General features: G+C 46.4%; 10 protein-coding genes and 1 tRNA gene. 6 read left to right on the top strand and 5 right to left on the bottom strand.

What is annotated here, in order from left to right; genetic code table 11:
- Window positions 1-587 precede the first annotated feature (587 nt).
- Window positions 588-3,044 (bottom strand): TonB-dependent receptor, encoded by a 2,457-nt coding sequence (locus D1614_RS23430; protein ID WP_119440432.1) that lies wholly within the window; start codon window positions 3,042-3,044, stop codon window positions 588-590.
- A gap of 309 nt (window positions 3,045-3,353) precedes the next feature.
- On the opposite strand from D1614_RS23430, the gene D1614_RS23425 reads away from it, so the two are divergent.
- Window positions 3,354-3,647, top strand: coding sequence for a CD225/dispanin family protein (locus D1614_RS23425; RefSeq protein WP_119440433.1), 294 nt, complete (start codon window positions 3,354-3,356; stop codon window positions 3,645-3,647).
- A gap of 3 nt (window positions 3,648-3,650) precedes the next feature.
- A complete protein-coding gene (locus tag D1614_RS23420) occupies window positions 3,651-4,049 on the top strand; it encodes a DUF2752 domain-containing protein (RefSeq protein WP_119440431.1) in 399 nt (132 codons plus the stop codon).
- A gap of 14 nt (window positions 4,050-4,063) precedes the next feature.
- Here D1614_RS23420 and D1614_RS23415 read toward each other — a convergent pair.
- From D1614_RS23415 to D1614_RS23405, 3 genes are all read right to left on the bottom strand, one after another.
- Window positions 4,064-4,136: transfer RNA gene (locus D1614_RS23415), tRNA-Lys, on the bottom strand.
- Between the two features lie 47 nt (window positions 4,137-4,183).
- On the bottom strand, window positions 4,184-5,686 hold the full coding sequence (locus D1614_RS23410) for a glycoside hydrolase family 10-like protein (RefSeq protein WP_119440430.1): 1,503 nt from the start codon (window positions 5,684-5,686) through the stop codon (window positions 4,184-4,186).
- Window positions 5,687-6,010: 324 nt separating this feature from the next.
- A complete protein-coding gene (locus tag D1614_RS23405; protein ID WP_147384364.1) occupies window positions 6,011-6,595 on the bottom strand; it encodes a T9SS type A sorting domain-containing protein in 585 nt (194 codons plus the stop codon).
- 261 nt (window positions 6,596-6,856) lie between these two features.
- On the opposite strand from D1614_RS23405, the gene D1614_RS23400 reads away from it, so the two are divergent.
- Window positions 6,857-7,546, top strand: coding sequence for a 2-phosphosulfolactate phosphatase (locus D1614_RS23400; RefSeq protein WP_119440428.1), 690 nt, complete (start codon window positions 6,857-6,859; stop codon window positions 7,544-7,546).
- A gap of 89 nt (window positions 7,547-7,635) precedes the next feature.
- Window positions 7,636-8,805 carry a MalY/PatB family protein gene (locus tag D1614_RS23395; protein ID WP_119440427.1) on the top strand — a complete coding sequence of 390 codons (1,170 nt, stop codon included), beginning with the start codon at window positions 7,636-7,638 and terminating at the stop codon, window positions 8,803-8,805.
- A 112-nt stretch (window positions 8,806-8,917) separates the two neighbouring features.
- Here D1614_RS23395 and D1614_RS23390 read toward each other — a convergent pair whose 3' ends face one another.
- Window positions 8,918-10,324 (bottom strand): PQQ-dependent sugar dehydrogenase, encoded by a 1,407-nt coding sequence (locus D1614_RS23390; RefSeq protein WP_119440426.1) that lies wholly within the window; start codon window positions 10,322-10,324, stop codon window positions 8,918-8,920.
- Between the two features lie 683 nt (window positions 10,325-11,007).
- Here D1614_RS23390 and D1614_RS23385 point away from each other — a divergent pair.
- Window positions 11,008-12,105, top strand: a complete 1,098-nt coding sequence (locus tag D1614_RS23385) for a metallophosphoesterase (protein WP_119440425.1) — start codon at window positions 11,008-11,010, stop codon at window positions 12,103-12,105.
- A 1,481-nt stretch (window positions 12,106-13,586) separates the two neighbouring features.
- Window positions 13,587-14,228, top strand: a complete 642-nt coding sequence (locus D1614_RS23380) for a hypothetical protein (RefSeq protein ID WP_119440424.1) — start codon at window positions 13,587-13,589, stop codon at window positions 14,226-14,228.
- The last annotated feature ends 57 nt before the right edge of the window (window positions 14,229-14,285 follow it).

Below are 14,285 nucleotides of genomic sequence, written 5' to 3'. Positions count from 1 at the left end.
AAAAAAGATGGAAGAACTACTACAGAAAACAAATAAATTTGGAGTTATAACCTGTAAACTTTTTTTAGGACGAGTCAATATTCCCCGCACCTTCCTGCGAATAAAATAATGATTATCCAATTTCATACCTCGTTTGCTTACTGTGAGGAGCTTCATTTGACACTGAAAGTGTCGGATATCAATAACCCGGTGCAAAGCGCCGGGTAAGTAGCAAGCCCACTTTTTCGTCCGGCGGAAAAAGTTATTTCATGATGGTTCGTAATCCCGGACGAAATAGTAGTGACCGGCATTAAATGAGAACCATAAAAAGATGCACCTAAAGGGTTGTCTGCCGAAAGAAGATGAAACTCAGCATCACTTTTCTTTTGTTAGTTATTCTTTCACTCACCTGACTTTTTGAACATCTTCATATCAAGGAAACCCATGCAAAACACAAGAAATTATCTGATTAAAGTCCTTTCAGGCAAACAAGAGGCACAATGATTGCCAGCCGCAGGTGAGCAAAAGCACAGGCCACCGCGCTATACAAAAAATGCTGCCCGGTGAGCAGCATTTCCTAAAATTATGACGTATTATTTCAGTAAAGATTAAAACTCTCCGCCGTCCATATCCATACCTCCTTCTCCCCGGCTGTTTCGATCTTCCTTAAAATTATTCAACTTGTAACTGAGTGTAAGCATAAACGTTCTTGGCTCGTGTTTCCATTGGCTCCAGCGCTTAAAATCGGCGCCGTATGATTCGTTCTCAAATTTGCCGGTACCAAGAATGTCGCGGACATTCAAGGTAGCTGTCAGCTTTTTATCCCAGAAATCCTGGCGATACGAAACATTGGTAAATACCATTGCTTTTCGTTCTCCCTGCGCCGAAACCGTTTTTCCGTTAAAAAAGCCCTGCAGCTGCAACCTCGAATTGTCGCTGATTTTGAAGGTTGTACTCATCCGGCTGCTCAGGTTATTGCTGCTTCTGTCGATCGACTCGCCGTTCAGGTCGCCCGTTATCCGGTAGTGATAAAGCGAAACGCTCGCATTTACCAGCAACCACTTCGTGAAATTGATGTTTCCGGAAAGCTCGGCACCGGTTGAATAATCTTTGTCAAAGTTGTCGGTATTCAGGTAATAAATCCCGTCTTCCCCCAGGGTTTCAACCCGGTCGATTTTGTTGTTGGTAATGCGGTGAAAAGCATCCAGCGAAACATACGACCGGCTGAAGCGGTACATGGCTCCCAATTCGTAAGAGTTGGTAAATTCCGGCTTCAGATCGGGGTTCCCAAAGCGAATGGTATAGCGGTTGTAATAATTCGGGGTTGGATCGAGGTCGCGACCGCGTGGCCGGTTGATCCGCCTGCTGTAGCTCGACATCAGTTCAATGTTATCTTCCAGCTGGTAAGAAAAATGCACCGTTGGAAACAAATCAAAACGGTTTAACTGCGACGGCGCTTCGGCATTTGTATTTTTTGTTTCGCGGTGGGTCAACTCTCCCCTCAGTCCGGCCATGTACTGAAGCCCGCCGAATTTGTTGCTAAATGTGGAATAAACCGCATGAATGTTGCGTGTAAAATCAGTCTCGCTGGAGAAATCTTCGTTGATGATCCAGCTGTCGGAACTCTGATCGTAATCGCGGAAAGCCAGATCTTCCACATCACTTTCCAGGCGGCTTAGCAGCCCCGCTTCCAGTCTTCCATCCTTGCTGAAAGGATACGCATAATCGAGCTTAAGCCGAAATTCGCGTTCCTTTTCGTTCTCAAGGGTCGAAATTCTTTCGATATAATCCGGCGTTCGGTTGAAATTTTCATCGGCCAGCAGTTCCCCCTCTATCTCGTTGTCAGAACCTTTCTCGCGCGAGTAAAAGGCCATCGCATCCAGCTGATGTCCTTCGTTGTTAAACTTGTGCTGAAAGCTAAGTGTTCCGCTGTAAAATTTATTGTCGCGTTTGGATTCTTCTTCGCTGATGGAGAACAGCTCCTCGCTTGCCGGAACTGAATACTCGTGGGTTCGTCCGCCACCCGTGCTTTTGTTATCAGACCGGCCCAATTCTCCGGAAAGCGACAAGGTTGATTTATCGGTAACAAACCAGTCGATGCCTGATTTTAGGTTCTTCCCCTGCCGGTTAAAGTTCCGGTCGCCATCAATTTTTATGTACGAAGTGGTATCGCCCGCATATGTTTCGCTAAGCGAATGTGCCCCTCCTTTGAAGGTATCATCGCGCCAATCAACACCACCAAAAAAGTTGAATTTTTCGGTACGGTAGTTCAGCGTCACATCTCCCCGGTATTTGTCGTTCGAACCAATGGTTGCGTTTACAATCCCGCTTAATCCGTTCAGCGAGTTCTTTTTCATTACCAGGTTAATGATCCCCGTTGTTCCGTCGGGCTCGTATTTGGCTGAAGGATTGGTAATGATCTCAATGTTCTCGATGGCTGACGCAGGAATCTGGCGCAAGGCATCGCTCCCGCTTAATACACTGGGGCGCCCGTCAATCAATACGGTAAAGTTGGAAGACCCGCGCAAGGAGACATTTCCTTCGAGATCCACCTGAACCGAGGGTGTGTTTTCGAGTACCTCCACGGCTGTTCCGCCAATTGCACTCATCACCTGGCTTACATTGACAACTTTTTTATCGAGCTTGAATTCAACCTGGGCCTTGTCAGCCACCACATTAACCCCTTCCAGTTCTACTGAAGAATTACTCAGCCTGATTTTCCCGGAGTTAAAAGTTGGGTTATCGCGGTTAATAACAATATCTTCGACCACCGATTTTTCGAAGCCGATAAAATTGGCTTCCAGGTAATATTCACCCAGGCGCAAACCGCTTATTTCAAATTCCCCTTTGTCATCGGTAATCCCACCGGATACCAGCGACGAGCTGGAAGCGTTGTAAACCGCCACATTGGCGAATTCCATCGGCTGACCCGAATTCTTTTCCACAATGATCCCTTTTATCCTCCCCGATTTGTCGTCATCCACATTTGTGAGCGTACTTGAATACGCCTTGGAATAAAAAATACAGATGGAGAACAACAAAAAAATTCCTAGCAGTCTTTTCATTTCTGAATTCTGTTTTCTAATTGTTTAATTAATTGAACTACAAATAAGACAACTTTGTCTGATGTAGGTTTAAATCGTGGTTTGTTAATGAAGTGTTAAAGGCTTCGCAGCGACAGCCAATCTCCCGAACAACTTTTCCAAATAAAACAAGAAGCACCCATCTTCCATCCCTCGGGAAGGGCAAACAGTGCAAGAAATAACATTTACAGGCAATCGGAAGGAATTAAATCGGAGAATCTGTTTCATTTTATCATTGCTTAACTTAATTTTGAAGCACTTCCTTCAAAAGAATAAATGAATCATAATAATATGAACGAACAAGTTTCTCATCCGGGTACTCCTCCTCCGAATTATTTAGTGTTTGCCATTTTGGTAACTATTTTTTGCTGTCAGATTCTGGGCATTGTGTCCATCGTTTTTGCAGCCCAGGTTAACTCGAAATGGAATGCAGGCGACCTGGAAGGTGCGCGCATTGCCAGTAAGAACGCTAAAATGTGGGCGTGGATCGGATTGGCCAGCGGATTGGCTATTGCAATGATTGCCGTTCTTTTATCAGTTTTTGGGATACTGGCCGGAATTTCGCTTGGAGGGATGGATTTCTAGTACATGAAGAAAATTCTACCTTTTCTTTGGCTGCTTTTGGTGCTGGGAGTGGCTGTGGTATTTTTTGTACTCGACCCGTCCAAAACCCAGCTTTTCCCGCAGTGCCCGTTTCATGCTGTTACGGGTGGCTATTGCCCGGGATGTGGTTCGCAGCGGGCTTTGCACAATTTGCTTCATTTAAACATAGCGGGGGTGGTTAGCTATAACTTTTTGTTTTTACCCGCCGCACTTTTACTCCTTTACCATTACATTCATCCGGTATTAAACCGGATTTTTGCCTGGAAATTACCCAATCTGCTTTACAAGAAGCAAACGCCCTGGATTATTCTGATTGTTGTGATCTTATTCTGGATTTTGCGCAATCTTCCGTGGTTCCCTTTCTCGGTGTTGGCGCCCGGATAAGAACGAAAAATAAGTCGGCCTGCAGGGATTCGAACCCTGGACCCGCTGATTAAGAGTCAGCTGCTCTGCCAACTGAGCTACAGGCCGCAAAGCAATAAAGGTAGTTTGAAATATACGTTTTACAAAAACAAATATTACATTTTTACGATCGCAGGAAGCGACACATTACTCTCGTTGTTCATGCGGTCGAGCACCGAAATACGGACCTCGTACTTCTTCTTTTTTCGGTTCATGCGGTCGAATTTGATTTCCCTGTCCTTTTGTATTTTGAACACATGCTGACTATTTTCTTTATCAAAACTTTTCCCGCGTTCTGTTACGTACACCACAAACTGCCAGGGCTTGTCCATCTCACCCGATGCATCGGCTACCTTCCATTGCAGCTTTCGCCCCGAGCGCTTCAACTTTGTAATCGCCTGCGGAGGCGTTGCATCCAGCCAGGGCATTGGCGGCACAATCGCAGGCTGCCTGTAAAAATCCAGTTTCAGGCTATCCTGAAAACCCAGTAAATCCTTGTTAAAGCTTTTGGAGCTAAAATAAGCAGAGCCTTTTATTTCGGGGATGGAATGAAGCAGGCGCAATTGCTTTGGCAGCTGATCAGGCTCCCGCCATTCCGGTGTTTTCGATTCAGGGTCGACCCGGTAAGGAGCCTGCCCAATGTACAAGGCCCTTCCATAGGTGTGATTTTTCCACCAGTGAGCAAGAACCTCAAAATCGGCGGCAGGCATTCCAATGTGCCAGTAAAGTTGCGGCAGACAGTAGTCAATCCAGCCTTCTTCCTGCCATTTCAGAATGTTGGCATACAAGCCATCGTAATTACTGGTACCGGCCGTTGTTTGCGAGCCACGCGGGTCGTCGGCAATATTTCGCCACACGCCAAAAGGACTGATCCCAAACTTCACCCAGGGCTTTACCGACTTGATTCCCTCGTTCAGCATTTTTATGGTGATGTCTACATTCTCCCTGCGCCAATCGGCTATATTCTCCGCAAAAAAACCTCTGTTATACATTTGGAACGATGTAGTATCGGGAAATGCCTCTTTGGTGGGATACGGATAAAAATAGTCATCCATGTGGATGGCATCCAAATCGTACCGCGTCACAATATCTTTCACTACACCGGTAATAAACTCGCGAACAGCCGGAATCCCCGGGTCAAAATACAGTTTCTTACCATACTCCAGCACCCATTCAGGATGTTTAAAAACGACGTGGTTGGCCGAAAGCTCTTCTTTTGTATTTTGTGCTATCCGGTAAGGATTTAGCCAGGCATGCAACTCCATACCTCGCGCGTGGCATTCTTTGATCCAGAATTCCAGCGGGTCGTAATACGGTTCGGGCGCCTGCCCCTGCTTCCCTTGCAGGTAGCGCGACCAGGGTTCCATTTCGGAATAATAAAGTGCGTCAGCCGCAGGCCGTATCTGCAAAATAATCGCATTCATTCCCAGATCCTTGTGCATATCCAGAATGCGAATTGCCTCTGCCTTCTGGGTTTCTGCATCCAAACCGGGTTTCGACGGCCAGTCAATATTGGCAACCGTAGCCACCCAAACAGCCCTGAACTCATACTTGGGTTGGGCGATAGAAACGAATACTGTTGAAAAAATAAAAATGCATGCAAGAAGATACCTGTTCATAGTGTGTGTATAGTATATTTTCAGCAAATGTAATGAATCCAACCATTTAAAATTGACATCTGATAAAGCAACAGGGAATCATCTGCAAAAAAAAATCCTATCTTTGCATCAGGAAAGTAGACAAAACAAGAAAATATTAAAGACAATCCGGGTTTACTATTCTGGTAAATCCGTGGTTTATTAGGTTTAGTTGGTTTAGGTTAAAAAGGCTGTCAGTAGGACAGCCTTTTCTTTTTACGCTTTTCAAACTAAATACTCAACAGGCCAAAAAAAGCCGGAAATCTAATGACTCCCGGCCTTCTTAAACCAATAACATTTTCTAACCTATTTTACTAAACTATATGTGTACTCGTTGTTCAATGAACTCAACACAACCTGGTAGTTTCCTCCTGCAAGAGCCGAAAGATCGTATCCGTTTACCATGTTGAATTCTTTTCCCAATTTTGACTGGAAGATTAACCCGTTGTCATCGTAGATGTTCAGGGTCATGAACTCGCCGTCAAAATTCAGGTACGAAAGTTTCAAAACATCGTTCGCATAAGCGAAGTAAGGATCAAAACGCATTTTCGATTCTCCAACAAAAATTCCGTTGGCTGCTACTTCAAATTCTTTAGACAGACGAGTGTCGTCCACTTTCAGGTTCATGGTGTATTCACCACTGGCTAGCTGAGAGAAGTCAAATACTTTCTGGTAGGTGTTTAGCGGCTTTGCTGATTGTTTATAATATACCAAATCACCATTTTTTGCGACAATACTCAACTCAAACATCGCCTCTTTGTTATTCACTATCGAAACAACTGCCCTCTCAGATGTAAGAGGGACAACGTTCATTTTTGGCTTTTCAACTGCAGTAGCAACTGCTACAATTGCTACTGCCATTACTGTAGATAAAAATTTAATTGTTTTCATAACCATTCAATTTTAAGTTTAACATGAATGACAGGACAAAAATATATGTTTTTCAACATAAATGCTGTATAACATGTTTTGAAACCCGAAAATTAAACGTAATCTTAACAGTGGTTTTTGATGTGTATTTTACGAAATGCGACGTAAGTCAATACAGATAAGCTTCTTGTAGATAAGACGCGTTGCTTTTATCAAATATCATGCCAAGGAATACATTCTATTGTTAAATGATTTTTACCAAGAACAAATACAAATAAGGAAATGAACATAAACATATTACAACTCATTGAAGGGGCGAAAGTTGCCAGTGGAATTACAGTCGTCATTGATGTATTTCGTGCGTTCTCCACTGCCTGTTACGCCGTAGATAAAGGTATCCGAAGAATTTATCCTGTGGGCGACATCAACCAGGCATACCAACTTAAAAAAGAACACCCGGACTACCTGCTGGTGGGAGAACGAAACGAACAAAAACCGGAAGGGTTCGACTTTGGAAACTCCCCCGATCAGCTGATAAACACGCCTTTCGCGGCACGTACGATGATTCACACCACCAGCTCAGGCACGCAGGGAATTGTAAATGCCACCAACGCCGACGAGATTCTTACCGGAAGCTTTGTGAATGCCGACTCCATCGTCCGGTACATCCGGGCCAAAAACCCCACAACTGTTTCGCTTGTGTGCATGGGTTATGCCTGCGAATACCCCACCGACGAAGACACGCTTTGCGCTGAATTCATCAAAAATGAACTGGAAGGCAAAAACAACGATTTCGCAGGAATGATCGCGACCATCAAAGCCGGAGACGGCGCACGTTTTTTTGATCCGGACAAACAAAGCTGGTCGCCCGAAAATGACTTCCACCTTTGCACCCAACTCAACCGTTTCAATTTTGTACTGAAAGTTGAAAAGGAGGGTGAATTAGTTTATCTTCGCCCCATTGAGGTGTAAAAAACTGCCCAAGCGGCGCAACCTTTTACAATGACAGCTTCCTCCAAATTTCAAAAAAGGAATACAATTCGATCAGAAGAAAGGATAAAATGATGACGTACAATTTTGATGAAATTATTCAGCGCAAAGAAACCAATTGCTTGAAATACGATGCGCTGGAAACCTATTTCAAATCGCCCGGGCTGCTTCCGCTTTGGGTGGCCGACATGGATTTTCGAACACCCGATTTCATAATGGAAGCCATCAGGGAAAGAGCACAGCACGAGATACTGGGCTACACGTTTAAACCCGAGTCTTATTTTAACGCGATCATCGGATGGATGAAACGCAGGCACGATTGGGACATTCAAAAAGAATGGATTTCGTTTAGCCCGGGTGTGGTGGCCGGCCTTACAATGGGTATCGAGACCTTCTCAAAACCCGGCGACGGGGTGGTGGTTCAACCGCCGGTGTATTTCCCGTTTTTCGACTGTGTAAAAGGCACAAAACGCCGCCTCATCGAAAACCCGCTAAAACTGGTAAACGGCCGTTATACCTTTGATCTGGATGATTTGAAAGCCAAGATCGATTCGAACACCAAACTACTGCTGCTTTGCAATCCGCAAAACCCGGGAGGCATGGTGTGGACACGCGAAGAACTGGAAGGACTGACCAGGGTTTGCACGAAGAACAACATCATGATCATTTCGGATGAAATTCACTCCGATCTGATCTACAAAGGACACAAGCACATTCCGATTGCCACTCTTTCGGAAGAAGTTAAAGAAAATTGCATGATTACGATGGCGCCCAGCAAAACATTCAATGTTGCGGGACTTTCGTCTTCGCTTGTTATCATTCCGAACAAAAACAAGTTTGCACGCTACGAAAGACACCTTGGAGTGGGGCACCTTGGAATGGGCAACATATTTGGATCGATTGCGCTTGAAGCAGCCTACACCCACGGCGACAACTGGCTCGATCAGCTATTAAGCTACCTTTGGGACAATTATTTACTGCTCGAAAGTTTTGTTGAAAAGCACCTGCCGCGCGTGAAAGTAATGAAACCCGAAGGCACCTACCTGGTATGGCTCGATTTCACCGATTACAAGATGAAAAACGAGGAGTTGATGAAATTCACCATCGAACAGGCACAGCTGGCATTGAACGATGGCGGCAGGTTTGGCACGGGTGGCGAAGGCTGGCTGCGTATCAACATCGGCTGCCCGAGAAGTACTTTGGAAGAAGCGTTGAACCGCCTCGGGAAAGCATTTAAATAGGGGCAGACCTGTATAAAACACGAAATCCGTCTTTGGAAAATATCTTTGCTGCACCGGCAGCTCAAAGAATTCCAAAGACGGATTTTTTATGCTTTTCTTTCTCTTTCGCGGATTAATCCAGCTTGGGCGTTAAACGAATTACAGCGTCGGGTTTGTTCAACACCACATAAATCGCTCCGTCGGGGCCGGTAGAAACATCCCGAACACGCCCCTGCCCTTTCACAATCACTTCTTCGTGCATGACACGGTCGCCTTCAATGTCGAGCAAGCTTACCTCCTCGTACTTCAAGGCCCCCACCAGCAATTTGTTTTTCCACTTTTTAAACAGGTCGCCCCGGTAAAAATCGAGCCCGCAAACCGCGGTCGAAGGTTTCCAGTAATAAACCGGCTGCTCATAGCCCGGCTTGCGCGTGTATTCCGAAACAATGCTTCCGTTGTAGTTCAATCCATAAGTAATGACCGGCCAGCCGTAATTTTTTCCCGCTTCAATCAGGTTCAGTTCATCGCCTCCCATCGGGCCGTGCTCGGTTGCCCAAAGCTGCCCCGTTTCGGGATGAATCGCCATTCCCTGGATATTCCGGTTTCCAAGCGAATAAAGCGTCGGCATAGAATTCTCGGCATCAAACCATGGGTTATCCGTCGGAACAGTGCCGTCTTTATAAATCCGGTGCACTTTCCCGTTGGGCCGCGCCAGGTCCTGCGCATGAATATCGGTTCCGCGTTCGCCGATGGCAAAATACAGATAGCCCCACGGATCAAAAACAATCCGGCAACCGTAGTGATGACGGGTGGTCCGGTAGGTTTCGTGCGGCGCCTCAAACAGCACCTGCTGATCCACCCAGGCGTTGTCCCTGATCTTTCCGCGAACAATACGCGTCATGGCCGGCGGGCGTTCGGCCCCCTCCACATTGCTCAAGGCATGACTGTATGCCACGTAAATCCATCCGTTCTGGCTATAATCGGGATCAACCGCCACATCGAGCAAACCTCCCTGCCCTTCGTGCAAAACTTCAGGTGTATTCCGCACGGCTTCCTTTTGCAAAACGCCGTTTTTTACTACCCGCAAGCGACCGGGCCGCTCGGTGATCAATGCCGTGCTGGCATCGATAAAATCAATGGCCCACGGAATCTCCAGCTTATCGGCAAAAACCTCCACATTCATAAAATAATCCATCGTTTCCAGCTCTTTTACAATGGACGGACGCTCTGCCCCGGCATTTTTCTCGGAACCCCGGATGTACTTCAGAATCGCACCAATTTCGGTGTCGTTCAAGGTCTTTTCGTACGACGGCATGCCCAAATGTGAAATCCCAAATTTGACGTTTCGGTAGATGTAACCGTCTTCGGCTCCAAACTGCCAGATACCGTCTACCAGGCTGGTAGCGTTTCCGCCGTTCAGATCGGCGCCGTGACACTGGGCACAATGCTGCTGATAAAGCGCCGGCCCGTCCTGCGCACCCGCATTACACGAGAAGAACAAATAAAAAGAAGCAAGAACAAAAAGTCGGAAAAATTTCATTGTTGTTGATTTAGATTATACGAACAAGATAAGGAAATTTAGCCGTTTTTGTTCACCAAAATACTATCACAATGGGTATTACAGAACACAATCAATGAGCATTAAACCGGGCAGCATCCATATCATCAGCATTCTGTTTTCACGTTTTACATTTGGGATCATCGTGTCCCGTTCATCTTAAAGATTGCATCCCCGTCTGTTGACGGATCGCAATGACAGAAAAAGAAGGTTACTGGAGCCGGTGGCTGTCTCAAAAGTTCTCTTGTGTTAGATTGATGTTACAATTTGTAAGTAACCACCAGGGTTTTCACCCCTAAATCCCCTGTAGGGGACTTTAAGCCTTCCGTTAGCTGACGGAGAGGTTTGGAGGGGTAAAATGAAAGTCGATTATAAATTGCAAGTTTCTTTTAAAACAGCTTGCCTTTTTGGACAGCCCAGTTGAGGCCGACCGCTCGGCAGAGCGGAGTGCAGCCGAAACGGGGGGGCAAAAAATGTAATCTACCTGTCATTTCCTCCTTATTCCCATTCTAAAAAAAAGGTGGTGTCTCGCAATGACGCATAATTCAAGGGTTTTATGCGGCGGTGCGATATCTTCTTAACAGGAAACCCCCGTGGCAAACCACGAGGAATTATTTTATTAAATTGCAGGCATTAGCAACAAAGCTTTTGAAAGCCATACAACGATGAAACAATTCTTTCCCATTCTGTTCCTGGTCATTTTTCTGGGAATATTGATAAGTGCCAATATCTATCTCACCCGGCGGTTCACCTTTTATTTCGACCTGAAAAGTTCCCGCTATCTCTACCTGACTTTTGCATCGGTAACTGTTTTTATGATAGCCGGAATCATCGCCTTCTCCAACGCTGCATCGGGATTTGCCAACCTGGCTTACAGTGCAGCGTCGATCTTTATGGGCTTTATGCTCTACCTTTTACTGGCGGTTCTGGCGGTTCACCTGCTGAGTGTTTTTGTGCAACTACAGCCCAGAATACTGGGAACCGCCTCGCTGGCGCTGGCGGTACTCGTTACCACGCTGGGCATCTGGAATGCGATGTACAAACGGGTAACCCGTGTTGATATTCCGGTTAAAGGGTTAAAAAAAGAAGTAAAGATCATGCACTTGTCCGACATTCACATCGGGCATTTCTGGGGGCCCAAAACCCTGCAGAAGATCGTGGACAAAACCAACCAGGAGAAACCGGATGTGGTGTTTATCACCGGCGATTTGTTCGACGGCAAAATACGACTGAACAAAGCCAGCATTGAACCCCTGAAAAAGCTGTCGGCCCCGGTTTATTTTGTGGAGGGCAACCACGACGGATACTCGGGCGCCCAAGAGGTAAAAGCAAAACTGAGGGAAATAGGCGTAAGCGTACTCGAAAACGAAGTGACGCATTTTGGCGAGCTGCAAATTATCGGGCTTAACCACATGCGCGCCGACCACCCAAACGGGGGAAACCCGGAAAGGCCGACCATACAATCCACGCTGAGCCAGCTGAATATTTTTGACGGTCCGCCTACGGTACTGCTTCACCACAGCCCCGACGGGGTGGAATACGCCAACCGGCACGGGGTAGACCTGTACCTGGCCGGGCACACCCACAACGGACAGCTATTCCCCGTAAACCTGCTTATTCCGTTGTTCTACAAATACAACAAGGGCTTATTCAACTACAAAGGAACCCACATTTATGTGTCGCAGGGCGCCGGAGCTTTTGGCCCGCCCATGCGCGTGGGAACCATCAGCGAAATGCCTTTGCTTACTTTGAAACCGGAATAAGAAGAAGGCAATAAGCGTCGAGCTCTGAGCTGCGAGCTTCGAGTACAAAACAGCAATATAGCAACACCGAATTGCAGTCATTGCTAAATTGCTAAACGGTTAAATTGCAAAGGGCATGGGGCAAAGGGCATGGAGCAAAGAGCACAACTCTGAACTACAAGCTGCGAGTTGTGAGCTACGAGTAAAACACGGTAATACGGTACATCCGCTTCAGATTGCTTCTCCGTCCGTCGACTGCCGGACGAATCGCAATGACGTCCGTTTTTGTTTTCGTTTGGCAGCGGACATAGGGTGTCCTAACCGAAAACTGTCAGCTGCTGTCCGCTGCCTGAACACCTCCTCGTTGACGTTAGGACGAGCTTGCGAAGCCAACTCTTTCAGGAAGCAGGGAGCGGAGAGCAAAGAGCACAACTCTGAACTTTGAACCCTGAACTTTGCGCCAGCAGCACCCCCTCCGTCATTCCTTCGTCTGAGCCTCCGGAATTCCTCGTCCCCCTAAATGGGGACAAACGGGAAGCGTTGCGAGCTGTGCTAAATTGTAAAATTGTAAAACTGATAAATTGCAAAGAGCATGGGGCAAAGGGCATGGAGCAAAGAGCACAACTCTGAACTACAAGCTGCGAGTTGTGAGCTACTAGCTACGAGTAAAACACGGTAATACGGTACATCCGCTTCAGATTGCTTCTCCGTCCGTCGACTGCCGGACGAATCGCAATGACGTCCGTTTTTGTTTTCGTTTGGCAGCGGACATAGGGTGTCCTAACCGAAAACTGTCAGCTGCTGTCCGCTGCCTGAACACCCCCTCGTTGACGTTAGGACGAGCTTGCGAAGCCAACTCATTCAGGAAGCAGGGAGCACAGGGCAAAAGAGCACAACTCTGAACTTTGAACTTTGAACTTTGCGCCAGCAGCACCCCCTCCGTCATTCCTTCGTCTGAGCCTTCGGAATTCCTCGTCCCCCTCGAAAATGGGGACAAAGAAGAAGCGCTGCTAGCCACAAGTTGCAAGCTATTGGAAATTGAATATTGATCATTGAAAATTCTTCCTTTTCAATCCTTCAATCCCTGAGAACTGCGACTGATCACTAAACACTGTCTTTCAGTCCCTCAATCTCATCAATCCTTCAGTCCTTTCAACAGCAATGCGGGAACAAGTTGCGAGCTGTGAGTTACAAGCAAAATACAGCAACACCGCAATACGGCAACACTGAACTCTGAACCCTGAACCCTGAACTCAACACACGCCAATTCGTTTATGCTCAACAACATACTGCACAGCTATTGACTTGTGTTGCGTATATTTATAATTTACATACAGTTTTAACACACCGGCTTCACAAATACAGGTAACAACTCGAAACAAAACATGCACCTACAAAAAAACACACAAAATACACGGCCTTCCTCGGCGTTTTCCGGCTCCCGAAAGGTTTTATACGCAGAACTTTCACCCATTTTTTAAACATCAATAAAAATTAATGTTATGGACAAAACACAGACAAATCGCTTCAGAATGTACCTGAACACACAGGCAACACTCGACTCGAACACCGCGTTGTGGAGTTCTATCCCGATTTTGGTAAGCACCAAAAACGATTTCGACGAACTGATTCAGCGTATTGCTGATACCAACGAGAAAACCCTTTCGAACAGTAAGGCGGTTACGGCCGACAAGGCCTTGGTGCTGAACAACCTGATCGAAAAGGCACTCATCCCCTCGGGAATTTTACAGGCGTATGCCGCCATTACTGGAGATACAAAACTGCTTGGAAAGGTAAAACTTACCAAAACAGATGTTGACCGTGCCCGTGAAACCGATGTGGAGGCCCTGATTGCCCCGGTTATTAACGAAGCCCGCAACCAGCTGGCTAACCTGGCCGATTACGGATTAACCGAAGACATGATTGTTGAACTGGAAACTTCGCTCGACGACTTTAAGGCGCTGATAGGCCAGCCGCGTACGGTGCGCAACCAGGCCTTTGCCGCTATGACCCTGCTCGACGAGCTGTTCGACGCAGCCAACGAAGTGGTTAAAAACCAGCTCGATAAACTGATGATCCGCTTTCAGTTTACCCATACCGAGTTTTACAGCGAATACGAACGGGCCCGAACAATTGTGGATTAAAGTCAATCAATGATCAAAATTTTTAAAACAAATATCGCGGAGTAAAAAACAAACTAC

Source organism: Maribellus luteus, assembly GCF_003576475.1.
GTDB classification, from domain to species: Bacteria; Bacteroidota; Bacteroidia; order Bacteroidales; family Prolixibacteraceae; genus Draconibacterium; species Draconibacterium luteum.
Note: the sequence above shows the minus strand (reverse complement) of the source record. Positions and strands in the feature narration are given on the sequence as shown.

What these genes read in the sequence shown, in the direction of transcription:
- D1614_RS23430 (WP_119440432.1), bottom strand. Translation starts at nt 3,044, where the DNA reads ATGAAAAGACTGCTAGGAATTTTTTTGTTGTTCTCCATCTGTATTTTT.
- D1614_RS23425 (WP_119440433.1), top strand. Translation starts at nt 3,354, where the DNA reads ATGAACGAACAAGTTTCTCATCCGGGTACTCCTCCTCCGAATTATTTA.
- D1614_RS23420 (WP_119440431.1), top strand. Translation starts at nt 3,651, where the DNA reads ATGAAGAAAATTCTACCTTTTCTTTGGCTGCTTTTGGTGCTGGGAGTG.
- D1614_RS23410 (WP_119440430.1), bottom strand. Translation starts at nt 5,686, where the DNA reads ATGAACAGGTATCTTCTTGCATGCATTTTTATTTTTTCAACAGTATTC.
- D1614_RS23405 (WP_147384364.1), bottom strand. Translation starts at nt 6,595, where the DNA reads ATGAAAACAATTAAATTTTTATCTACAGTAATGGCAGTAGCAATTGTA.
- D1614_RS23400 (WP_119440428.1), top strand. Translation starts at nt 6,857, where the DNA reads ATGAACATAAACATATTACAACTCATTGAAGGGGCGAAAGTTGCCAGT.
- D1614_RS23395 (WP_119440427.1), top strand. Translation starts at nt 7,636, where the DNA reads ATGATGACGTACAATTTTGATGAAATTATTCAGCGCAAAGAAACCAAT.
- D1614_RS23390 (WP_119440426.1), bottom strand. Translation starts at nt 10,324, where the DNA reads ATGAAATTTTTCCGACTTTTTGTTCTTGCTTCTTTTTATTTGTTCTTC.
- D1614_RS23385 (WP_119440425.1), top strand. Translation starts at nt 11,008, where the DNA reads ATGAAACAATTCTTTCCCATTCTGTTCCTGGTCATTTTTCTGGGAATA.
- D1614_RS23380 (WP_119440424.1), top strand. Translation starts at nt 13,587, where the DNA reads ATGGACAAAACACAGACAAATCGCTTCAGAATGTACCTGAACACACAG.